This is a genomic window from Sphingopyxis sp. L1A2A, from assembly GCF_005502465.1.
GTDB lineage: Bacteria > Pseudomonadota > Alphaproteobacteria > Sphingomonadales > Sphingomonadaceae > Sphingopyxis.
This window is the reverse complement of record NZ_SCOT01000024.1, coordinates 1-22,458: the sequence shown is the minus strand read 5'-3', so window position 1 is coordinate 22,458 and position 22,458 is coordinate 1. Positions and strand designations below refer to the sequence as shown.

The following is a 22,458-nucleotide window of genomic DNA, read 5'->3' as shown; positions in this document are numbered from 1 at the left end:
TGGCTAGATGCCGATCGGGGGGCTTCAGCAGTGGATCGAAGCGCAGAGGGCGCGCCCGCCCGCGCCGACGCGCTGGTGGTATTGGACGCTGGCGTTCGGCGTCGCGGTCGCCCTGTTCGGCCTCCATTTGACGCAGGTGTTCCCGCAAGCGGGGCATGACATCGCCCCCGGCTATGGCGCCCCGGTGCTGGCGTTTGAATTCGTCGGCGGGCAGGCCGACCTCGAAGCCATTTTCGGATTTTTCACCGACCCGAAACAGGTCGAACGCCTCGCCGCGATGCGCGCGGGTAACGAGCAGGATTATCTCTACATGCTGCTCTATGCGGGCTTTCTGACCAGCGGCTGTCTGGCGCTGTGGCGCGAGCTGCGGGCGCGGCCGCTGCTCGCCGCGGCGGCGCTCCCGGTCGCGGCGGCGCTGTGCGATGGTTATGAAAACTGGCTGCTGTTCGACATCCAGGCCGCCTTTACCGCGGGCGAATATTCGCCCGCCATGGCCAGTCTGCCCTATCCGGTCGCAGCGAAATTCTTGGCTCTGGCGGCGACCAACGTCGCGATCGGTGCCGCGGCGACGCAGCTGGGGCGCTGGTGGGCGCTGTTTGGTACCGTCGCGATCCTCGCCGCGATCCCGACCGTGATGGCGATCATCACCCCCGCCGCCTTTGCCTGGGCGCTGATCCCCTCAGCGGCGGGCGGCTGGATCCTGCTGCTTGCGCTTGCCGCGGCGGGCAGCTGGCGCGCGCTGGCTCAGAAACGCCCGCTGGTCGATTTCGTCTCGACCGCCCCCACCGTTGACGCACCGCAAACCGCCGCGACGTCGCGGGTGGGGTTCGGCCGCCGCCGCACCTGACCCCCTTTCCACCCTGTGCCGCCGGGTCTAGGGAGGCGCGAATCTGGAAAACAGGGCAAAGGGGGCTGCACCCATGAACAACATCATCATCCGCGAGGAAGACCTGGTCGAAACCATCGCCGACGCACTCCAGTACATCAGCTATTTCCATCCGATGGACTATATCCGCGCGCTCGGCGCCGCGTACGAACGCGAAGTGTCGCCCGCCGCGAAGGACGCAATGGCGCAGATCCTGTCGAACAGCCGCATGTGCGCCGAGGGGCACCGCCCGATCTGCCAGGACACCGGCATCGTCACCGTCTTCATCAAATGGGGCATGGACTGCCGTCTCGACAGCCCCCGCAGCCTGCAACAGGTCGTCGACGAGGGCGTGCGCCGCGCGTATCTGCACCCCGAAAACAAGCTCCGCGCCTCGATCCTCGCCGACCCGGCGTTCAGCCGCGTGAACACCAAGGACAACACGCCCTCGGTGCTCAACGTCGAGATGGTGCCCGGCAACAAGGTCGTGATCGACGTCGCGGCGAAGGGCGGCGGCAGCGAAAATAAGTCGAAGTTCAAGATGATGAACCCCAGCGACAGCATCGTCGACTGGGTGCTCGAAATGGTGCCGCAGATGGGCGCCGGCTGGTGCCCGCCGGGGATGCTGGGCATCGGCATCGGCGGCACCGCCGAAAAGGCGATGCTGCTCGCCAAACAGTCGCTGATGGACCCGATCGACATGACCGAGCTGCTCGCGCGCGGTCCGAGCAATCCGACCGAGGAACTGCGCATCGAGCTGTATGAAAAGGTCAATGCGCTCGGCATCGGCGCGCAGGGGCTCGGCGGGCTTGCGACCGTACTCGACGTCAAGATCGCCGACTGGCCGACCCACGCCGCGTCAAAGCCCGTCGCGATGATCCCCAATTGCGCCGCGACCCGCCACGCGCATGTGACGCTCGACGGCAGCGGCCCGGCGTTCCTCGAACCGCCGAAACTTGCCGACTATCCGCAGATCGACTGGAGGCCTGATACGGCGGCGATCCGGGTCGATCTCGACACTCTGACCCCCGAAGTCGTCGCGAGCTGGAAACAGGGCGACCGCCTGCTGCTCAATGGCAAGATGCTCACCGGCCGCGATGCCGCGCACAAACGCATCGCCGAGATGCTGGCCAAGGGCGAGGAACTGCCGGTCAGCTTCCAGGGCCGCGTCATCTATTATGTCGGCCCGGTCGACCCGGTCGGCGAGGAAATCGTCGGCCCCGCGGGTCCGACGACCGCGACGCGCATGGACAAGTTCATGGACATGATGCTCGATCAGGGGCTGCTCGCCTGCGTCGGCAAGGCCGAGCGCGGCCCCGCCGCGACGCAGGCGATCGCCAAGCACAAGAGCGCCTATCTGATGGCGGTCGGCGGCGCGGCTTACCTCGTCGCGCGCGCGATCAAGGGCAGCCAGGTCGTCGGCTTCGCCGACCTCGGCATGGAAGCGATCTACGAGTTCGAGGTCCAGGACTTCCCGGTGACGGTGGCGGTCGACAGCGAGGGCCAGAATGTCCACGTCAACGCGCCGATGCTGTGGCAAAAGCGGATCAAGGACGAAGGGTTGCTGGAGGGGGCGTGAGGCCGTCTTTCCGTCACCCCGGCGAAGGTCGGGATTGCATCCGTCCCTTCTTGCCACAGCCTTCAAATTAAAGAACACTCCCCGCGCATTATCACCGCAGGGGACGAGCCATGGATTTCCGTAACGTCGATCGACCGAACCGCCGCGATCTGATTCGCGGTGCCGCCATGCTGGGCGCGGGTGCGGCGGTGATGAGTCCGTTGCCCATCCTCGCCGCGGGCAGCCAGAGCGCCGCGATCCGCAAGGCGGCAGAGGCGGGCAAGGAGGCATCGATCAAGCGCATCCGTGACTGGATCGCGCTGCCCTCGATCGCCGCCGAAAACCGCAGCATGGCCGAGGGCGCCGCCTATATGGCCGAACTGGCGCGCGACGCGGGGTTCAGCAATGTCGAGATCGTCCCGACCGACGGCCATCCCGGCGTGTTCGGCACGATCGACGTCGGCGCCCCGCGCACGCTCGGCATTTATTTCATGTACGACGTGAAACAGTTCGACCCCGCCGAATGGTCGTCGCCGCCGCTCGAGGGCCGGATGGTCGAGCGCCCCGGTTTCGGCCAGGCGATCATGGGCCGCGGCGCGGTGAACCAGAAGGGGCCGGAGGCGACGTTCCTCGCCGCGCTCCACGCGATCCGCGCCGCGAAAGCCAAGCTGCCGGTCAACATCGTCCTGATCTGCGAAGGGGAGGAGGAGATCGGCTCGCCGCATTTCCGCCAGATCGCGACCAAGCCCAACATCCTCGCCGCGCTGAAGAAATGCGACGGCATCTTCATCCCCTTTGCCTCGCAGGGCCGCAACGGCAATGTCACGGTCAATCTGGGGTCAAAGGGGATCATCGAACTCGAACTGGTCGCCAGCGGCGAAAAATGGGGCCGCGGGCCGAAGGGCGATGTCCACTCCAGCCTGAAGGCGATGGTCGATTCGCCCGCCTGGCGGCTGGTGCAGGCGCTCCAGACATTGGTCACCCCCGACGGCAACAAGCCGGTGATCGACGGCTGGTTCGAAAATGTCCGGCTGTTGACCGACCGCGAAAAGGGGCTCATCCGCGAAGCCGCCAAGGCGGGCGACGAGGCGCAGCAAAAGGCGGCGCTTGGCGTGACCCACTGGATCGACAACCTTGCCTATGACGATGCGCTGATCCGCCTCGCGCAGGAACCGACGGTCAATATCGAAGGACTCGTCGCGGGTTACACCGGCCCCGGCGGCAAGACGATCCTCCCCGGCCGCGCGGTCGCCAAGCTCGACTTCCGCCTCGTCCCCAACCAGACCCGCGCCGAGGCCGAGCAAAAGCTGCGCGCGCATCTCGACAAGCATGGTTTCAAGGATGTCGAGGTCAATGTCTCGGGCGGCTACGACCCGACCGAGGTCGCCGAGGACAGCCGATTGATCCGCACCGCGCTCGCGAGTTACAAAAAGCTCGGCGTCACGACCAACCTCAACGCGCGGCTGGCGGGCAGCTGGCCCGGTGCGACCTTCACAGCGCCGCCGGTGTCGATCCCGGCGGGGCATTTCGGCACCGGGCATGGCTCGGGCGCCCACGCCCCCGACGAATATTTCCTGATCGATTCGACCAATCCCAAGGTCGCCGGACTGGTCGATGCGACGATGGGCTTTGCCGAGTTCCTCTACACGCTGGCGGCGATCAAATAGCGGTCAGAACCCGTACACCAAGGTAAACCGCGTCTGAGTATCGACGCTTTCGATGCCCGGCGGCGGGCTGGTGTCGATCTGCGCCGAATAGGCGATGCGGGCCGACAAGGCGCCGGTCAGCTTGGCGTTGAGCGCGGTCAGCGAGCTGGTCGAGCTGTTGGCTTCGCCGACGATCGTCGAGGCGACCTGCGTCAGCCGCAGGGTCGGCGACAATTGCCAGCCGAAATCGATCCCGCCCAGCGCGGTCAGCTCGCTGTCGTTCAGCCCGCTGACAAAAGCGGTCTGGCGCCACGCCGGGCCGCCCTTCAGGCTCAGCGACATCGTCTTGCCGTCGATCAGTTTGTAACCCAGCCCGCCCGACAGGTTCCAGCGCGTGTCATAGCCCAGGATGCGGTCATGCTCCCACCGCGCCAGCCCAAAGGCGAAGGCGCGGTCGTTGACGCGATATTGCGGTTCGATTTCGCCGATATAGCGTTCGACCGAGGTGCGGCCGTTGGTGCGCTGATAATCGGCCTGCGCGCGCAGCTTGTGGGTCCAGTCGATCCCTTGCCGCGCCAGCGCGATCCCGGCGCTCAGCCCCGCCGACTTGGTGTTGCCGCTGCTCTGCGACGCGCCGATCTGTCCTTCGCCCTTCCAGTTCTGCCAGAATTTGGCCGCCGCCAGTCTGGCCCGCTCGGCCGCCGCGGCCTCGTCCTTGAGCCGTTGCCGTTCGGCGCGATAGGCGGCCAGCCGGACGTCGATGTCGGCTGCGTCGTCGGGCTTCGCGGCCTTCGCAAGCAGTGCCACTGCCTCGACATCGGCATCCTTGCCGCCCGCCATCGCGGCGGCGAGCATGTCGCGCACCGGGTCGGGCGGCGCGACTGGCGAATGTCCGCTCCGATAATAAGCGAGCAAAGCGTCGATCTCGCCGACATTGCCGGGATTGGTGATCCGCGCGACTTTGGCCACCGCTTCGACTTCGGCATATTCGCCGCTCGCGAAGGCGGCGTCGATCATCGCGCGCACCGCACCGGGCAATTCCGGATCGAGCGGCACGAGCAGGGTCGGGATCGGATTGGCCAGCACCGGATCGGCGAGCGCGGGGTTCGGCTGCGGCGGGTTGGCGGGTTCCTGCGCTGCGCGCACGGGCGGCGCGGCAAGCGCGAGCGGCAGGCACAGCGCCGCCAGTCGGGGGAGAGATGTCACCGAAGACGTCCTTCGCTGGCGGCACGGGGCCGGGTTCGTTCGATCCTTGGCGCAGGGCCAAAGCGGTGCGATGATCCGCTATAACCCGAAAGAGACTGGCATTTCCACCCCAGCGGCCCCATTTGCAAACCTATGGTAATCGCGCTTATCGCCATTTTCTGCGCCGGGATCGGCAATTTCGCGATGCACCGCGCCTTCATGGAAAGCGACGACCCGCTGATCCAGCAGATGGTCCGGCCGCTCGCCGACAAGGCGGGGCCGCACATCACCTATGTCTTTGAATTTTTGTTGCTGGTCGGCGCCATGGCGATCGCGACCCGCAACTGGTTCACCGCGCTGATCCTCTATGGGCTGTACACGATGTTCAACGCGATGGCGTTCAGCTGGATCATGCAGCGGCGGGATTGAGGGGGGGCGGTTGGTGACGACCGGACGTTGCCGTCCCACTTTCTTTTTCGTCATCCCCGCGAAAGCGGGGACCCAGCGGGCCGACGGTGCAACTGGGTTCCCGCTTTCGCGGGAATGACGAGGTTGGGGTAAGCTCGCTCCCCACCCCCAGGTCGATGCCAGCACCGCAGCCTCACGCCACTCCGTGATACCACCACACCCCGTCGCGGTCCTCGCGCCGGACGCGGCCTTCGACTTCCAGCCGCTTGAGATGCGCCAGCGCCTCGCCGGTGGCCAGCCCCTGATTATGCTCGCCGATCGGGCGGTTGAATAGGAGGGGGAAGCTGTCGACCGCGCGCATCGGCGCCTTGGCCGCTGCCTCGGCCAGATTATACAGCCGCATCCGGTGTTCGTCGCGCAGCGCCATCAACCGGACGTGCAGCCCCTTGAACGGCTCGCCATGCGCGGGGCAAACGGTAACGTCGGCGGGTACGACGCTCAGCAATTTGTCGATCGACGCCAGCCATTCGCCCAGCGGATCGGCGTCGGGTTCGGTGATGTTGACCGACACGTTCGAACTGATCCGCGGCAGCACTTGGTCGCCCGACACCAGCACGCCCTCGCGCTCGTTCCACAGGCACGCATGTTCGGGACTGTGCCCCGACCCGGTGACGACGCGCCACTGGTGGGCGCCCAGGTTGATCCGGTCGCCGTCCTCGATCCGCACATAGCTGCGCGGCAGGGTGAAAATCATCCGCTGGAACATGTTCCAGCCGCGCGTGCGCTGCGCCTCGATCGCCGTCTCATCCCAGCCCGCAGCGCGCGATTGCGCCAGCACCTCGTCGGGGGCAGTGTCCGACGAATCGGCGACGATCGCCCGCGCGGTCAGCATCTCGCCGCGCGTCATCCACAGCTTGACGCCCTGTTTCTTAGCGATCCAGCCGGCCAGCCCGATATGATCGGGGTGCAGATGGGTGCCGATGACGCGGGTGATCCGCTTGCCGTTCAGCGCCCCGGCATAGAGCGTCTTCCACGCGTCCGAACACATGGTCAGGCAGATGCCGGTGTCGACGATGGCGACGCCGTCGTCGGTATCGGCGTCATCGTCGAGCAGCCAGCTGTTGATATGGCCAAGCGACCCCGGCATCGGGATGCGCGCCCAGCTGATCCCCGGGGCAATCCGGATCGTCTCGCCGGCGCCCGGCGCGGCGTCGCCCCAGGGGTAGGTCAGCCCGGCGTGGCTGGTCGCGGTGAAACTGTCGTCCTGGGTCAGCGAGGCGTCCGGCGAGCCGCTGGCCGCCGGGATATTGTCGTCATCGCTGCCCGCCATGGATTAGGCTTCGCCGGCCGCTTCGGCAGCTTCCTCGGCGGCGCGCGCTTCGTTCGCAGCGGTGCGTTCGGCGCGCAGTTCTTCGAGCAACGCTTCGCGGTCGCCCTCCAACCGGTTGTCGGTCGGCGCGGCGATCCCTGCCTTTTTCGCGGCCTTGGCAACCAGCGCGTCGAGTTCGCGCTGCGAACACAGGCCCAGCGTCACCGGATCCTTGGCGACGATGTTGGCGCTGTTCCAGTGGCTGCGTTCGCGGATCGCGCCGATCGTGTTGCGGGTGGTGCCGATCAGCTTGCCGATCGCGCCGTCCGACACCTCGGGATGGTTCTTCAGGATCCACGCGATACCATCGGGCTTGTCCTGGCGCTTGCTGACCGGGGTGTAGCGCGGGCCGCGGGTGCGGCGGATCGTGTCCTGCGCCTGCTTGCTCATCTTGAGCTTGTAATTCGGGTCGTCCTGACCCTTTTCGATTTCGTCCATCGACAGTTCGTGCGCGCGCACCGGGTCGCGGCCGGTATATTTGGTCGCGGCGGTTTCGTCGGCGATCGCCTGCACTTCCAGAATGTGGATGCCGCAATATTCGGCGATCTGGATAAAGGTCAGGCCGGTGTTGTCGACCAGCCAGGCGGCGGTCGCATGCGGCATCAGCGGGGTGGCGTCAGGATTGGCCATGGCGGGTTTTCTCCAAGCGGAAATAATAAGGGCCGCCCCTCGCGGGGCGGCCGGACATTGACCGCGGCTGTAAACCCTGCCGCGCGCTAGGGCAAGAGGGCGATTCTCAGGCGCTCACGGCCCGCACTGCCACAGCCCTGCGAAGACGCGCTGGGCGCCGTCGGCGCGATCGGCGGTCAGCGTCGCGGGGCGCGGCGGCGATTCGCCGTCCCCCTGCGCGGGACCGGTCAGCGCGACGCGAAGCTGCAATCCCTTGCCAAAGAATGTCGCGCCGTTGATCATGGCATCGAAACCGCCGTTGGCCGAGATCGCCTCGGTCGTGTCGCCGACATTGACGACCCCGCGCGACGGATCCTGCGACGCGACATTGCCCTTGGCGATCAGGATCGGCGGCGTGGCCGCGTCGGCGGCAAAGCTGCATCCCAGTTCGCCCGCCAGCCCGGCGCCGTCGGTGGCGGACAGCGCGGTCAGTTCGATCGGCGATCCGTCGCCGCCGCGGGTGGGAATATCGACCGGCTTGATCGCGGGCGGCGCGGCTGGGGCGGCTTTACCGGCGGCCGCGACACCGTCGTCCGAAGACGCGGCCTGGTCATTTTGGGCGGGCTGCGAACAGGCGCCGAGCGCCAGGGTCATCGCGGTCGCGGGAAGCAAGAGAAGACGCACATGATTAGGCAATTGCATTATGGGAAAGCTCCTGAGGTTTGGCCCCTGTCTCCCATCTAACCGCCGAAAACCGGCAATGTTCCGCGCCTATTCCACCATCAACACGATCTTGCCAACATGCTCGCCCGCCTGCATCCGCGCGTGCGCGGCGCTCGCTTCGGCCAGCGGGAAGATCTGATCCATCGCCGGTTTCCATCCGCCTTGCGCCAGCCGCGGCCACAAAATGCGATGAATCTCGTCGGCCAGCGCGGCCTTGAAGTCGGCGCTGCGCGCGCGCAGCGTCGACCCGGTCAGGGTCAGGCGGCGGCGCATCACATCGGCGATGTCGATTTCGACCTTCATGCCGCGCTGAAAGGCGATGGTGACATGGCGCCCATCCTCGGCCAGGCAGGCGAGGTTGCGCGGCAGATAATCGCCGCCGACCATGTCGAGCACGGCGTCGACCCCGCGCCCATCGGTGAACGCCCGCACCGCTTCGACATAATCCGCGGCCGAATAATCGACCGCCAGATCGGCGCCGAGCGCCAGCGCTGCGGCGCATTTGCCGGCGCTGCCACAGGTCACGATGACCCGGATGTCGAACAGTTTGCACAGGCCGATCGCGGTCGTCCCGATGCCGCTGGTGCCGCCATGGACCAGCACGGTGTCGCCGTCCTTTACCCACGCGCGCTCGAACAGATTGTGCCAGACGGTAAACACCGTTTCGGGGAGCGCCGCGGCCTCCGCCATCGCAAAGCCGCGCGGCACCGGCAGGCAGCTGCCGACGGGCGCGACGCAATATTCGGCATAGCCGCCGCCCGCGACCAGCGCGCACACCGCCTGCCCCAACAGCTCGGGATCGCCCCCCGGTCCGACCGCCACGATCGTCCCGGCAATTTCCAGCCCCGGCAGGTCCGATGCGCCCGGCGGCGGCGGATAATAGCCCATGCGTTGCAGCACGTCGGGTCGGTTGACCCCGGCGGCGGCGACGCGGATCAGCACCTCGTCCGCCGCGGGCTGCGGTACCGGGCGCTGCTCGGGCACCAACATCTCGGGCCCGCCGGGCGCGCTGATGGCGACGGCGGTCATGCTCGCTGGCAGGCTGGTCACTTTGAAATTTCCCCCACTTTTCAATTCGCCCTCACGGCCACCTTATTGACAGCGTGGCGCACCGGGTCAACAGTTGCCGCGGGACCAGCGAGAGAGAGGAGCCGCCATGGACGATGACGACCTTCCCCGCCGCCGCGACGACATTCTCGCGGCGCTGGCCAAACAACCGCTCGATCCGCTGTCGCTGGCCGAACTCGATGACCGTATCGCGACGCTCGCGGGCGAGATCGAGCGCGTCAAGGCGCACCGCGCCGCTGCGACCAGCCACAAGGCGATCGCCGAGTCCCTGTTCAAAAAGGGCTAGGGTCCAGACCCTAGGGTTTCACCAAAGCGTCGGGCGTGAACCCGGGATCGCGATGCGCCGCGCAGATTTTTGGGCGCATCCTGGCGCGCTGTGCGTCTTGCTATCAGGAACAGCTTGAACGGGAGTGCGCGTGGCCGCTGAAGCCGCCCCTGATTTGGAAAGCGTGACGCGCAAATTCCGGCCGGCGCTGGTGGCGTTTTTTTCGCGCCGGGTGCGGAGCCACGCCGAGGCCGAGGATCTGACGCAGGAAGTGTTCGTCCGGCTTGCGCAATCGGAGGTGGGCGCGCTCGATTCCACCGAGGCCTTCATCTTTCGGATCGCGACGAACCTGCTGCGCGATCGGGCGCGCCGCGATCAGGTGCGCACCGCCTATCGTTTGTCGATCGAACAGGAAGACGGGCTGAACGCCGATATCCTCGACCCGCATCGCGTCGCGGCGGCGCGCGAAACCATCGGCATTCTGTGGGCCGCGATTCAGGCTCTCCCCGACCCGACCCAGCAGATATTCATCCTCTACCGCGTTGAAAATATTCAGAAACAGACCATCGCGGACAATTTCGGATATAATGTGCGTACCGTTGAAAAACATATCTCGCGTGCCCTGACCTTCCTCACCCGCCGAATGAAAGGCCGATCATGAGCCCCGACTTCGACGATCAGATTCCGTCCGCAGCGGAAGAGCAGGCCGCCGAATGGTGCTGGCGGATCGCGGATCGCGCGCTGACGGCGACCGAGCAGGAGGCATTCGACGCCTGGATGCAGGCCGATCCGGACCACCCGCTCTTGTTCGACGAGATGGTGACGGTGTGGAAAGGCACCGATGCCATCGCCGAGATGCCCGGCTTTCTGTCGCTGCGCGCCAAGGCGCTGACCGCGATGGAAACGGCCCGCGATGCCGGCGCTGCGCCGCCGGTCGCACGGCGCGCGCGCTGGTATCGCGGGATTGCGGCGATGGCGGCGGCGCTGTTGCTGGCAATCGGCGGCTTCTGGTCGCTGGCTGGCGGACCCGATGTCTATGGCACCGGGATTGGCGAGCGCCGGGTTGTCCGCCTCGACGACGGCTCGCGCCTCTCGCTCGACGCCTCGACCCGGGTGTCGGTCGTCTATTCGGACGATCGGCGCGCGCTGGTGCTCGAGCGCGGCCGCGCCAAGTTTGAAGTGGCAAAGGATCCGCTGCGCCCCTTCACGGTGCGCGCGGGCCGGCGCGCGGTGGTCGCGACGGGCACCGCGTTCAGCGTCGAGCTTCTCCACAACCAGATGCGGGTGTTGTTGTACGAAGGGCAGGTTGCGGTCGTGGAGCAGCCATCGCCGCGCACAACGTCCCGGGCGACGCCGCGAACCGACCCGGGCCGACAGCTGGTTCCCGGGCAGGAACTGGTCGCCAATTTGTCGTCAGGCGCGACCGAGGTCGTGCAGGCAGAGGTCGGGCGGTCGCTGGCGTGGGAAGGCGGGCGGCTCGACTTTGTCGATGAACCGCTGGCCAGCGCGGTCGAGCGCATCAATCGTTACGCCGACACCCCGATCGTCATCGGTGACGCGGCGGCGGGCCGGCATCTGGTCAACGGGGTATTCGACGCCGGCGATCCGGGCAGCTTTGTGACCGGGGTGACCTCGCTGTTTCCGCTCGCGGCGCGGCGCGCGGACGGACAGATCATGCTGGTCAGCACCGAAAGCACGCGCGCAGAAAAATAGTTGGGCGCAAATATCGAGGTCACGCGTCTCAGTTTATAAAAGGGGCAAATAAATTGATCCCTTCATCAAATGGGGAGAGTTTATGTTGCTTCGGCCATATCTGCTTGTGGGGCTTGCCGGTTGTGCGATTTCTGCCAGTATCGCACCGGCGCCAGCCTATGCGCAGCAGGTCTATAGTTTTGACATTCCGGCTCAGGATCTTGGCAGCGCCTTGCGTGCATTCGCCCGCACGTCGGGTCTGCAGGTAATTTACGACGGCAAGGCACTCGCCGGCAAGCGCAGCGCCGGGTACCGCCAGCGCGGCGCTCCCGAAGTGGCGCTGAAAACATTGTTGCGCGGCACGGGGCTCAGCTACCGGCGCGACGGCAATATTTACGTGATTGCCCCCGCCAAGGCGCGCGTTGCCGCCGCGGCGCCCAACCCGGTTCCGGTGTCGGTGGCTCCGGCGGCGGCCGAAGTGCGGGGCGAGGCCGAGATCATCGTGACCGCGCAGAAGAAAGAAGAAAAGATCAGCGATGTGCCGATCGCCATGACGGCGCTGTCGGCCGATGCGCTGGACGACCGCAAGATCGAGGGCGGGTCGGAATTGCTGCGCGCCATCCCCAACGTCAATTTTTCCAAAAGCAATTTCAGCATGTATAATATCTCGATCCGGGGGATCGGGACCAAGGCGATTTCGGCGTCGAGCGACCCGGCGGTCGCGGTCAGTTTCAACAACACCCCGCTGGTGCGCAACCGCCTGTTCGAGCAGGAGTTTTTCGACCTGCAGCGCGTCGAAGTGCTGCGCGGACCGCAGGGCACGCTCTATGGCCGCAACGCGACCGCCGGGGTGGTCAACATCCTTCCGGCGCTGCCCGACAATGATCTGGCGGGCGAGGCGAAGCTCGAAGTCGGCAACTTCGAGACCATGCGCGCGAGCGGGATGCTCAACGTGCCGATCACCGACACGTTGGGCGTTCGCCTGGCCGGCGCGTGGACCCGTCGCGACGGCTTCGACTACAACAGCTTCACGCAGCAGCGGGTCAACGGCCGCGACCTGTGGTCGACCCGCGCGTCGCTGGCGTGGGAGCCGAGCGACCGGTTCCGCGCCAATATGATCTGGCAGCATTTCCAGGAGAATGACAACCGCTCGCGCACCGGCAAGCAGCTGTGCACCCCCGATCCGGGGCCAACGATGGTCGGCAGCGTGGCGGTCACCAATCTGGCCACGCGCGGCAGGATGAGCCAAGGCTGCCTGCCGGGTTCGCTGTATGACGATGCCGCCTTTGGCGCGCCCAATGGGCAAGCGCTGTCCTATATTTTTGTCCCGAACACGCTGCTTTCGCTAGGCAGAAACCCCGTCACACGGCAAGATGTGTATGCCGTCAAGCCGGGCGATCCGTTTGCCGGCGTCGTCCAATCGCGAAACCTGCGCGAAATCGCGACCAGCTATGACCCCGTCTTCCGCGCGAAGAATGACGTGGTCCAGGTCAACCTCGAGTTCGAACCGTCGGACGGTTTGAAACTGGTATCGCAGACGGCCTATGCGCGCGACCGCTTCTATTCCACGCAGGACTATAATCGCTTCGTCTCGGCACCGATTTTCAACAGCTCCACCCAACCGTTGCTGAACGGGCGAAATCAGCTGATCAATACGACGTTGTTCCCGGGACCAACCCCGGGGGGTCAATATTGCGATCCGCAGCTGGGCTGTTCCGATCGGCTTGAGTCCGCGGATCTCAGCCAATCGAGAAGTCGCCAGTGGACGCAGGAGTTTCGCCTGCAGTCGGACTTTGACGGTCCGCTAAACTTCAATGTCGGGGTCAACTACCTCGATTTCAAATCGCAAGACAATTATTATGTATTCAACAATATGTTCACCCTCATTTCAGAGTGGTTCTATGGAACTAGCTCTAATGCAGGCAATACGGTACAGCTGCCATGCCCTCTTGGCTTTGAGAGCCGCGAATGTATCTATGTTGATCGAAACCCCATCGGTGGTTTGGATAATCAAGGACATAATTATTTCCTAAGCCAGAACGGGATTCGGACCAAGTCCGCGGCGGCGTTTGGTGAACTATACTGGAATTTGACGGACAGTCTGAAACTGACCGCCGGTGTTCGCTACACGCAGGACAAAAAAATCTCCACCCAGGTCCCCAGCCAATTGTTGTTGGCCGGCGGAACGGGAACACCTCTTCCCGGCCAGAATACGGGCGGGCGGGTGAACAGCGGCTATCCGGCGCTTCCCGACATCAAGCAGGAATGGAAAGAATTCACCGGCCGCGTCGTGCTGGATTGGCAGCCCCAGGTGGCGTTTACCGACGACACCCTGATCTATGCCTCTGCGTCGCGGGGATATAAGGGCGGCGGCACCAACCCGCCGCGCGTCGATATCAACCCGGCGATCGTGCAATATCTGCCGTTGCCGCAAACTTTTCGCCCCGAATATCTCAACGCGTTCGAAATCGGGACGAAGAACAGCTTCGACGGCGGCCGTTTCACGCTGAACGCCACCGCATTTTTTTACGATTACGACGATTATCAGATTTCGCAGATCGTCGATCGGATCGCGTTCAACGAAAATTTCGACGCGACCAGCATGGGCCTGGAATTCGAGGCGGCATGGCGTCCGTCGCGGGCTTTCCGCGTCGATGCCAATCTCGGTCTTCTCAAAACGCGCCTGAAGGACGGTTCGAAGTCGATCGATGTGATGAACCGCACCCAAAACGATCCGGATTGGGTTGTGCTGCGTCCCTGGCTCCAGGCGCCGTCGAACTGCATTGCACCAAAGGTGCTGGTCGAGCGCGTCTTGCGCGGCAATCCGGCTTTCCACAATCTGGCGCTCGCGGCCTTCTGTCCGGGATCGAACCGTATCGGCGGCTATGACCCGAGTTTTCCGGGCGGCGTTCCCTACCATGCACTATACGGGTTCACCTATAATCCGGCGGCGCCCTATAATCCCGATACGATCGGCCTGAACATCAACCAGGGCGGCAGCGGCGCGCCCAATGCCGGCCGCGGCTTCGACGCCGATCTGTCGGGCAATGAATTGCCGAACTCGCCCCGGATGACCTTCAACATCGGCGCGCAATATACGTTCTTCCTCGATGGCGGAAATTGGGAGCTGACCTTCCGCGGCGACTATTACCGTCAGGCAAAGAGCTTCGCGCGCGTTTACAACACCGAATATGACCGGCTGCGGGCGTGGGACAATACGAACCTGGCGGTGACGCTGGCGCGGCCAGATTCCGATCTGACCTTTCAGCTCTACGTCAAGAATGTGTTCAACGACGCCCCGATCACCGACTTTTTCACCAACGCCGACGACACGGGCTTAAGCGCCAACGTCTTTACGCTCGATCCAAGAATTGTTGGGTTCAACGTCTCCAAGAAATTCTGAAAAATTCCGATGGGAGATGGTGAATATCCAACATGAAATCGAATAGCGATATTGAATCGGTTTAATGCATAGGACGATTTATATCGTTACTTACAATATAACTCTATGCATGCAGGAGAGTGAAATGAAAAAACTTCTTGGCATCGCCGCAGCATTGGCGCTTCTCGCCCCCCATGCCGCATCGGCGCAGACGTTTACCACCACGCCTGGCACCTATACATTCAGTGGAAATGGCGTTCTGGTGCAAAAGGGCTCGGGTCCTCTGCTGTCGTGTTTCCTGAGCATCGATGTCACCAATGACGGAACCAGCATCACGGCCGGCAATCCCGTCCTGACGGGGTCCGGCGGATTCTGTAATACGGTCGTGTTCCAGGCGACGCCGTGGCCCGTGACGGTTTCCGGAACGACCGTTACCATCAGCGGTATCGATGTCGACACAACCATTACCCCCGGTGATTGCAACGGCTTTCTCGATGCGACTTTTTCGACCAGCGGAGGCACGGAATCCCTGACCGTCGATACCGGGTTTACGACGACTTCAACCCTTCCCGAAGTTACCGCGAGCACCGGCGATTGCAAAATTGACGGTATCATCAGCAATTGAGCGATGTGATGGCCTGATGCAGTCATTTGGCGAGCGCACGGCGGTCGTGCGCTCGCCTTATCGCGGGCGGTGATGGTTTCCGGGACCATGGCTGGAGCCGTAAAAAGGGCGTTGGTACCGTGGCATCCCGACGAAATCCCAACGCGCCGCTGATGTTTACCGGGCGGCCAATGGCACGATACTCCTAACCTTGGCGCACGATTTCGTGCGCCATTTTTTTCCTCCGATGCCAGGAAAAAATTCCAAAAAATACTATGATCTGAAGCTACTAAGTCATCTTGTCGGTGGACATCGGCCGAAATAGATCGTGCATATTCTCTGGACTGGTTGCGAGATAAATTTGACCTGTCAAATTCCCCTCCACGCCATCGCATCGCTGCGAAGCCATCCGGGCGGGCGCGGCCTGTCCCGCACGCATATCTCGCTGTTCGCCCTCCCCGCCTTGTTCGCCGCGATGCCTTGCCAGGCCAGCGGCGCCGACGGCACTGAAGCGATCGCCGCGCCGCGCGACGCTGCCGCCTCCGTCCCCTCGCGCGCCGCCGGCCCCGACGCCGAAGACGAGATCGTCGTCACCGCGGAGCGCTATGGCGAGGCCAAGGTCGCGGCCGAAAGCGAGTTTTCCGAAGACGAGATCGCCGGACAGGGCACCGACAGCATTCAGGATCTGCTGGCGCGCCTCGCGCCCTTCATCGACGCCAGCGGCGAGGCGCCGATCATCCTGATCAACGGCAAGCCCGCGGGTTTCGACCGTTCGATCCTCTTCTATCCTCCCGAGGCGCTCGACCGGCTTGCGGTGCTGAAACCCGAAGCCGCGGCGCAATATGGCTATGCGCCGGGCAAGCGCGTCGTCAATCTGGTGCTGAAAAAAAGCTATTCGGACCTGAATGTTGATGCCGGCGTCAATGGGGCGACCGCGGGCGGGCAATATGGCGGCAATCTGTCGGTCGGCCGCGTCGCGATCAGCGGACCGGTCCGCTGGAATGTCAACGCGCGCGTCACCCGCGACAGCGCGCTACGCAAGGATGCGCGGAATATTCCGCGACCGGCGATGCCTTTCGACGGCACCGGATATGTTTCGGCGATCGGCGGCGGCGAAATCGATCCGGCGCTCAGCGCGGCCGCCGGCAGGCTGGTGACCATGGCGGCGATCCCGGCGGGCGCCGCGTCCGGCGCGCCGGCGCTCACGGACTTCGCCGCGACGGCGGACCAGACCGATGCGGTCGATCCCGACGCGTTCGAAACGCTGCTGTCGGCGCGGCGCAGCGCCTCGCTGAGCCTTGGGGTGACCCGCCCGGTGGGCGCCTTCACCGCCTCGCTGAGCCTGAACGCGGGCAGGAACAGCAGCAACGGGTTGTGGGGGCTGCCGATGGCGTCGGTGGTCGTCCCGGCGGACAGCCCCTGGTCACCCTTTGCCGGGGATGTTCTGCTGACGCGGCCGTTCGCGGGCGAGCGGCCGCTGCGCAACGGCAACAGGTCGGAATCGCTGGGCGCGTCATTGACCCTGAACGGCGTGATCGGCGGCTGGCAGACCAGCCTCGGCTTGAGCTATGACCGCAGTTGGGGTGAGAATCTGTTCGAAACCGGCATCGATCTGGTCCGCATCCAACAGCTGACCGATGCCGGCGACCGGGCGTTCAACCCCTATGGCGCGTGGGACGCCAGCCTGCTGCTCGGCAGTCGCAACCGCACAAAGAGCGATAATCTGAACGCCCGGCTCCAGGTACAAAAGATCGTCGCCGCCCTGCCGGCGGGACCGTTGACGGCCAGCTTCGCCGCGAACCTCAGCCGCGGCAGCTCCGAAAGCCGGCAGAGCGACGTAAATGGCGGGTCGGCGGTGGTGAGCAGGGCGGTGCGTGAGCAAATCGATGGCCAAATGTCGCTGACCGCCGCCATTTTGCGCCGCGGGGTCAGCGAAATCGGGCCGCTCGGCGATTTGACCGCCGACCTGTCGATCGGTAGCCAGACGATGTCGAAGGCCCCGGTGCAGACACGGTTCGGCGCCGGTATCAACTGGTCGCCGCTGGCGATCGTCCAGTTTCGGGGATCGATCGACCTTGTCGAAACCGCCCCCTCGTTCGACCAGCTCGACGGCCCGATCGTGACGACGGTCAACCGGATATTCGACTATGCGCGCGGCGAGGTCGCCGAACCGGTGTGGATTACCGGCGGCAACCCCGATCTGGGGCGCAGCAGGCGGCAAAGCCTGGCGCTGAACGCGACGGTGCGGCCGTTCGGCGACCAGACGCTGTCGCTGACCGCCGGCTATCGCCAGACGATTGCCAAGGGCGGGGTCGCGTCCTTCCCCGAATTGACCCCGGTTATCGAGGCGGCGTTTCCCGAGCGGGCGACGCGCGACGCGGCGGGGCGGCTGGTCGCGGTCGATGCGCGCGCGATCAACATTGCCCGCGACACCGACACCGGATTGAATTCGGGCCTAGCGCTGCGTCTGCCGGGCCGCGGCGCGGCGGCGCGGGGGGAACCCGGCGCCGACCCCTTGCAATTTTCGCTGTCGCTGAACCATCGCTGGCGCCTGACGAGCGCGTTGCTGACCCGTCCCGGGGTTGCGGCGATCGACCAGCTCGCCGACAGCGGCCAATCGCGCCACAATCTGTCGCTGCAAGTTAGCGTCGGCAAGCAGGGGATCGGCGCCAGTGTGAATGGCAATTGGGCGAGCCCGGCGCAGGTCGTCAACGACGACCGGATATTTCGTTTCCAACCGCCGCTGACGGTCAACCTGTCCCTGTTTGTCGAACCCGGGCGGTTGCTCGGGACAGCGAAACAGGGCGCGCTGACCGACGACCTCAAAATCTCGTTCGACGTGCAGAATCTCTTCAAGGGCTATCGCCGGGTCACCCTCGACGACGGCAGCATCCCCTTGGGCTATAGCCGCGACGAGATCGACCCGCTGGGGCGCACCGCCCGGGTCAGCGTGCGCAAGCGATTTTGACACGGTGGGCGCATGCGGCTGTCATCCTTTTGTCATCGCCATGGCGTTGAGCGCGCCGAGGAGGTTCGTCCATGACTCAGCCCGACAAACGCGCGCTGCTGGCCCAAGGCCTGGCGGCGGGCGATGATGATGCCGCATTGCATGCGCGGCTGACCGCGGCGGGCGTGTCGGCTGCGGCGGCGAAATATGAAGTTGAGCGGCTGCCCAAGGATCCGATGGCCGCGGAACTGCGGCGACAGACGGCGCGCATGGCCAAGCAGCGCTGGCTGTTCGCCAATCAGCAGCGGCTGGCGTTCGAGGCCGACGGCGGTTTTGTGCTGGGCACGCTCGATGCGCCCGCGGGCGACCATTTCTATCGGCATTATTACGACGCGAACCGGCCGGCGAAACTGACCCGCATCGTCGATCACTGGCCCGCGCTGACCCGCTGGTCGCTCGATCATTTCGCGTCGGTCGCCGGCGATGCCGTCGTCGAGGCGCAGGTCGAGCGCGAGCGCGATCCCGACTATGAGCTCGCCAAGGACGACCACCGCCGCCTTGTGCGCTTTGCCGAACTGATCGACTGGTTGCGTAAGGACGAGGCGAGCAACGACATTTACCTGACCGCCTATAACAGTGGGACCAACGCGGCGGCGCTGGCGCCGCTGTGGGACGACATGGCGCCGATCGCGCTGCTCGACGGCGCGCGGACCCGCGACGGCTTTTTCTGGCTGGGGCCAAAGGGCACGCTGACCCCCTGGCATCACGACCTCACCAACAATCTGCTGGTGCAGGTGATCGGCCGCAAGCGGGTGCGGCTGGCGCCGCCATGGGCGTTCGACCGCATGAAGAACAGCCGCCATTGCTTTTCCGGCTGGGGCAATGCGGCGCTGCCCGCCGGACCCGGCACCGCCGACACGCCGCCGGTGCTTGAAACGGTGCTTGGTCCCGGCGAGGCGGTGTTCTTGCCCGTCGGCTGGTGGCATCAGGTCGAAGCGCTCGACCTGTCGGCGAGCATGAGCTTCACCAGCTTTCGCCGGGCGAACGCGCATGTCGACGATTATGCATCCTATGGCGCACTGTAACGCGCGCTTGCGTTTCGCGGCGCTGCTCGGCATCATCATGTCCATGAAAACATGGACGCATTGTTGGTCGATGGCGGTTCTTTTGACCGCGTGTGTCTTGCCCGGCGACGCGGGGGCAAAGGAGCCGCTGCGTCTGAAGCCGAGTTCCAAATGGAACGTCCATTATGCCGACGACAGTTGCAGCATGGGGCGCAGCTTTGGCGAGGGTGACCAGAGGGTGATTTTGGTCGCCGACCGCTACGAGCCGGGCGATCTGTTGCGGCTGAGCTTTACCGGCAAGCCCGCCGCCACCAATTTGAACGAAGGTCTGGTGCAGGTCCGGTTCGGGCCCAAAGAAGCCGTGCAGGAGGTCGATTTCTATCCCGCCACCTCGGCGAACAAGATGCCAGCGGTGATCCTGCGCGAAGGGGTGCGGATCGCGCCCCACGCGCCGGAGGAATTGGCGGCCTATGACGCGGCGGTCAAGGCCGAGCGGCAGGATTTCCTATGGTCGGAGATCACGCCCGAACAGGAAGCCGCCGCGACGTTTATCGAGGTGAAGCGGTCGATCCGCCAACCCTTCATTCTCGAAACGGGGTCGCTCGGCCCGCCGTTGGCGGCGCTTCGCAAATGCACCGACGAATTGCTCGGCCATTGGGGCATCGATGTGGCAAAACATGCGACGCTGTCGCGCCAGGTGACCCCGGCCAGCAATCCCGGGAAATGGGTAAGGCCCAACGACTATCCCCCGGCGATGATCCAGCAGGGCAAGCGGGCGATCGTGCACTTCCGGTTGAATGTCGATGCGGCGGGCAAGCCGACCGCTTGCCATATCCAAAAATCGACCCGCCCCCAGGCGTTTGACGATGCGGTGTGCAAGGCGATCTTGCGCAACGCGAAATTTGAACCCGCGCTCGATGCGGCGGGCAATCCGGTCGCCTCCTATTGGCTGAACACCGTCATATTCCATATTTAAGCGGCCGTGTCGGCGGCGCCGCATTATCCGGTCGGTAAACCCTTTGCGGTAAAGGCGCAGTCATGGCCTTGATCAGCGATTATCAGCAACGGCAGATGCGCGACACCGAACTGCGGCGTTTCGACCGCTGGTTCGTCGATACCGCCATGGGGCCGGCCTATCGCGGCCGCGACGGGCGGGCGCGGGGGGTGAAGGCCGACGAGGTCGCGCGCTGGCGTGGCGAGGTCGAGGCGCATGTCGATGCGATGATCGCGGCGATCCCGGCGCAGGCCGCGTGGGCGATCGGGGCGCTGCTGGCCATCGTGTTCGGCGGCGGCTGGCTGCTCGACGTGCTCGCGATCGCGCAGCGGTTCCATGCCCCCGCGATCGGACTGGGGGTGTTCATTGTCGAGGTCGGCATGATCGGCATCGAAATCTGGGACTATGTCGCGGGCTGGCGCGCGCGCCGCGACGGCATCGAGGCGGCGGTGGCGGCGCGGGCGCCGCTGCCGATCGACCCGGCGCGGCTGGGCAGCGGGCATAATTGGTTCCAGACCGGCGTCCTGGCGCTGGTCGTCCCGATCATCCTGCTCGCTTATGCCTCGCACCTCGACGAAGGGTTGATCGATCGCATCGACTGGCGCTGGGTCTTTGCCGCGATCCCGCTGGCGTGGGGGCTGCATTTTGCCGCCAAATGCTATGATCGGCGGATCAGGAGCCTGCGTCGCTAAACCCGTTGCGGCGACGTTCGGCGGCGTCCCACGCCCGCTGACGGGAAGCGCAAATGTTCGCTTGCCGTTTACGTAAACTGCAAGCACTATCGGTCGATGAGCAGCATGAGTCACGCCCTGTCCGGCTTGATGACCCGCCTTGCCGGCCCCGGTGAATTGACCGGTCTGGCGCGCCTGTCGGGCGGTGCCAATATGGAAAGCTGGGCGTTTGATTGGGCGGGCGGCGCCTATGTGCTGCGCCGCGCGCCGTCAGCCGGTTATATGGCGGGGCGGCCCTATGGTCATGCCGACGAGGCGGCGCTGGTGATCGCCGCCCATTCGGCAGGCGTGAAGGCGCCCGAGGTCGTCGGGGTGCTGGCCGACGGCGACGGCATGGGCACCGGCTATGTGATGCGGCGGGTGATCGCCGAAGTGAACCCGGCGAAGATACTCGCCAACCCGCCGCCATCGCTGCTGACCGACCTGGGACGCGAGCTGGCGCGCATCCATGCCATCCCGGCGCATGCGATCCCGGCGGCGATCCCGCTGATGGACACCGCCGCGGCGCTGGCCGAGCTGAAGGCGCGCTTTCTGGAATATGGCGGTGACCGGCCGGTGATCGCGCTGGCGATCAAATGGTGCGAGGATCATCTGCCGCCGCCTGCCGACCCCGTGCTGGTGCATGGCGATTACCGGATGGGCAATATCATGGTCGATGTCGCCAAAGAGAGCGGGGGGCTGGCGGTCGTGCTCGACTGGGAGCTGGCGCATCGCGGCGACCCGCATGAGGATCTGGCGTTCGGCTGCATGACGGTGTGGCGGTTCGGCCAGATTGATCGAACGGCGTTCGGGGTCGGCAGCCTCGCCGAATATTTCGCCGCCTATGAAGCCGCTAGCGGGGGCCAGGTCGAGCCCGATCGCTTCCGTTTCTGGCTGGTTTACCGGACCCTGTGGTGGGCGCTCGGCTGTCTGCAGATGGGGCAGGCGTGGCGCAGCGGCGCCGACCCGACCGTCGAGCGGGTGGTCGTGGGGCGGCGCACTGCCGAACAGGAGCTTGACCTGCTGTTGCTGCTGGAGGCGGAGGCGCCCGCGGTCGAGCGGGGAAGGGCGTTGCCGCCTTCGCCAGCCGCCTCTGCGGCGCCAACCGGAGAGCCGACGAACCGCGAGATCGTGCAGGCGGTGCGCGACTGGCTGGCCGACGACATCAAACCCGGCGCCGAGGGGCATGGCAAGTTTCAGGTCGCGGTGGCGATGAACGCGTTGGGGATCGTGATGCGCGATCTTGATGCCGGGGTGCGCGCCGAAGATCGGGCGTTGGCCGATGCCTTGCTCGGCGGCGCGACCACCCTCGCCGAACCCGGCTTGCTCGCGAAACTGCGCCGCGCGGTGCTGGACAAATGCGCGGTCG

At 65.2% G+C, this 22,458-nt stretch carries 19 protein-coding genes; 14 read left to right on the top strand and 5 right to left on the bottom strand.

Features of this window, described 5'->3' with window-relative positions:
* The first annotated feature begins 7 nt into the window (after positions 1–7).
* From FFS68_RS12970 to FFS68_RS12960, 3 genes are all read left to right on the top strand, one after another.
* Positions 8–847, top strand: a complete 840-nt coding sequence (locus FFS68_RS12970; RefSeq protein ID WP_212742354.1) for a hypothetical protein — start codon at positions 8–10, stop codon at positions 845–847.
* A gap of 73 nt (positions 848–920) precedes the next feature.
* On the top strand, positions 921–2,444 hold the full coding sequence (locus tag FFS68_RS12965; RefSeq protein ID WP_137753626.1) for a fumarate hydratase: 1,524 nt from the start codon (positions 921–923) through the stop codon (positions 2,442–2,444).
* A gap of 110 nt (positions 2,445–2,554) precedes the next feature.
* Positions 2,555–4,090 carry a M20/M25/M40 family metallo-hydrolase gene (locus FFS68_RS12960; protein ID WP_137753625.1) on the top strand — a complete coding sequence of 512 codons (1,536 nt, stop codon included), beginning with the start codon at positions 2,555–2,557 and terminating at the stop codon, positions 4,088–4,090.
* Between the two features lie 3 nt (positions 4,091–4,093).
* On the opposite strand, the gene FFS68_RS12955 is transcribed toward FFS68_RS12960, so the two are convergent.
* Positions 4,094–5,275, bottom strand: coding sequence for a DUF481 domain-containing protein (locus FFS68_RS12955; RefSeq protein WP_249340150.1), 1,182 nt, complete (start codon positions 5,273–5,275; stop codon positions 4,094–4,096).
* 132 nt (positions 5,276–5,407) lie between these two features.
* Here FFS68_RS12955 and FFS68_RS12950 point away from each other — a divergent pair, with 132 nt between their 5' ends.
* A complete protein-coding gene (locus tag FFS68_RS12950) occupies positions 5,408–5,683 on the top strand; it encodes a hypothetical protein (protein WP_137753624.1) in 276 nt (91 codons plus the stop codon).
* A gap of 172 nt (positions 5,684–5,855) precedes the next feature.
* Here FFS68_RS12950 and FFS68_RS12945 read toward each other — a convergent pair whose 3' ends face one another.
* From FFS68_RS12945 to FFS68_RS12930, 4 genes are all read right to left on the bottom strand, one after another.
* Positions 5,856–6,992, bottom strand: a complete 1,137-nt coding sequence (locus FFS68_RS12945) for an MBL fold metallo-hydrolase (protein ID WP_137753623.1) — start codon at positions 6,990–6,992, stop codon at positions 5,856–5,858.
* A 3-nt stretch (positions 6,993–6,995) separates the two neighbouring features.
* The gene (locus FFS68_RS12940) at positions 6,996–7,661 is read right to left on the bottom strand and encodes a DUF1013 domain-containing protein (RefSeq protein ID WP_249340149.1); all 666 of its coding nucleotides are present in this window, start codon (positions 7,659–7,661) and stop codon (positions 6,996–6,998) included.
* A gap of 114 nt (positions 7,662–7,775) precedes the next feature.
* A complete protein-coding gene (locus tag FFS68_RS12935; protein ID WP_137753622.1) occupies positions 7,776–8,342 on the bottom strand; it encodes a hypothetical protein in 567 nt (188 codons plus the stop codon).
* Between the two features lie 69 nt (positions 8,343–8,411).
* Entirely contained in the window at positions 8,412–9,413 is a 1,002-nt protein-coding gene (locus tag FFS68_RS12930) for an NAD(P)H-quinone oxidoreductase (protein ID WP_137753621.1), read from the bottom strand.
* Positions 9,414–9,519: 106 nt separating this feature from the next.
* On the opposite strand from FFS68_RS12930, the gene FFS68_RS12925 reads away from it, so the two are divergent.
* From FFS68_RS12925 to FFS68_RS12880, 10 genes are all read left to right on the top strand, one after another.
* Positions 9,520–9,717 (top strand): DUF1192 domain-containing protein, encoded by a 198-nt coding sequence (locus FFS68_RS12925; protein WP_137753620.1) that lies wholly within the window; start codon positions 9,520–9,522, stop codon positions 9,715–9,717.
* Between the two features lie 130 nt (positions 9,718–9,847).
* Positions 9,848–10,357, top strand: coding sequence for a sigma-70 family RNA polymerase sigma factor (locus FFS68_RS12920; protein WP_171003868.1), 510 nt, complete (start codon positions 9,848–9,850; stop codon positions 10,355–10,357).
* Complete coding sequence (locus FFS68_RS12915; RefSeq protein WP_137753618.1) at positions 10,354–11,409, top strand: FecR domain-containing protein; 1,056 nt, start codon at positions 10,354–10,356, stop codon at positions 11,407–11,409. Before FFS68_RS12920 ends, FFS68_RS12915 begins: the two co-directional genes overlap by 4 nt.
* Positions 11,410–11,491: 82 nt before the next feature.
* A complete protein-coding gene (locus FFS68_RS12910; RefSeq protein WP_137753617.1) occupies positions 11,492–14,791 on the top strand; it encodes a TonB-dependent receptor in 3,300 nt (1,099 codons plus the stop codon).
* Positions 14,792–14,915: 124 nt separating this feature from the next.
* A complete protein-coding gene (locus FFS68_RS12905) occupies positions 14,916–15,395 on the top strand; it encodes a hypothetical protein (RefSeq protein WP_137753616.1) in 480 nt (159 codons plus the stop codon).
* A 340-nt stretch (positions 15,396–15,735) separates the two neighbouring features.
* Positions 15,736–18,342 carry a hypothetical protein gene (locus FFS68_RS12900; protein WP_137753615.1) on the top strand — a complete coding sequence of 869 codons (2,607 nt, stop codon included), beginning with the start codon at positions 15,736–15,738 and terminating at the stop codon, positions 18,340–18,342.
* Between the two features lie 71 nt (positions 18,343–18,413).
* Positions 18,414–19,406, top strand: a complete 993-nt coding sequence (locus FFS68_RS12895) for a cupin-like domain-containing protein (RefSeq protein ID WP_137753614.1) — start codon at positions 18,414–18,416, stop codon at positions 19,404–19,406.
* On the top strand, positions 19,372–20,361 hold the full coding sequence (locus FFS68_RS12890) for a TonB family protein (RefSeq protein WP_137753613.1): 990 nt from the start codon (positions 19,372–19,374) through the stop codon (positions 20,359–20,361). Before FFS68_RS12895 ends, FFS68_RS12890 begins: the two co-directional genes overlap by 35 nt.
* A gap of 62 nt (positions 20,362–20,423) precedes the next feature.
* Positions 20,424–21,071 (top strand): hypothetical protein, encoded by a 648-nt coding sequence (locus FFS68_RS12885; protein WP_137753612.1) that lies wholly within the window; start codon positions 20,424–20,426, stop codon positions 21,069–21,071.
* 96 nt (positions 21,072–21,167) lie between these two features.
* Positions 21,168–22,458, top strand: a 1,291-nt coding sequence (locus tag FFS68_RS12880; protein ID WP_137753611.1) for a phosphotransferase family protein, incomplete at its 3' end; no start/stop codon positions are given.

Coding starts and splice junctions, on each gene's coding strand:
- FFS68_RS12950 (WP_137753624.1), top strand. CDS start 5,408: ATGGTAATCGCGCTTATCGCCATTTTCTGCGCCGGGATCGGCAATTTC.
- FFS68_RS12905 (WP_137753616.1), top strand. CDS start 14,916: ATGAAAAAACTTCTTGGCATCGCCGCAGCATTGGCGCTTCTCGCCCCC.
- FFS68_RS12945 (WP_137753623.1), bottom strand. CDS start 6,992: ATGGCGGGCAGCGATGACGACAATATCCCGGCGGCCAGCGGCTCGCCG.
- FFS68_RS12925 (WP_137753620.1), top strand. CDS start 9,520: ATGGACGATGACGACCTTCCCCGCCGCCGCGACGACATTCTCGCGGCG.
- FFS68_RS12965 (WP_137753626.1), top strand. CDS start 921: ATGAACAACATCATCATCCGCGAGGAAGACCTGGTCGAAACCATCGCC.
- FFS68_RS12890 (WP_137753613.1), top strand. CDS start 19,372: ATGTCGACGATTATGCATCCTATGGCGCACTGTAACGCGCGCTTGCGT.
- FFS68_RS12910 (WP_137753617.1), top strand. CDS start 11,492: ATGTTGCTTCGGCCATATCTGCTTGTGGGGCTTGCCGGTTGTGCGATT.
- FFS68_RS12960 (WP_137753625.1), top strand. CDS start 2,555: ATGGATTTCCGTAACGTCGATCGACCGAACCGCCGCGATCTGATTCGC.
- FFS68_RS12940 (WP_249340149.1), bottom strand. CDS start 7,661: ATGGCCAATCCTGACGCCACCCCGCTGATGCCGCATGCGACCGCCGCC.
- FFS68_RS12885 (WP_137753612.1), top strand. CDS start 20,424: ATGGCCTTGATCAGCGATTATCAGCAACGGCAGATGCGCGACACCGAA.
- FFS68_RS12970 (WP_212742354.1), top strand. CDS start 8: ATGCCGATCGGGGGGCTTCAGCAGTGGATCGAAGCGCAGAGGGCGCGC.
- FFS68_RS12935 (WP_137753622.1), bottom strand. CDS start 8,342: ATGCAATTGCCTAATCATGTGCGTCTTCTCTTGCTTCCCGCGACCGCG.
- FFS68_RS12895 (WP_137753614.1), top strand. CDS start 18,414: ATGACTCAGCCCGACAAACGCGCGCTGCTGGCCCAAGGCCTGGCGGCG.
- FFS68_RS12915 (WP_137753618.1), top strand. CDS start 10,354: ATGAGCCCCGACTTCGACGATCAGATTCCGTCCGCAGCGGAAGAGCAG.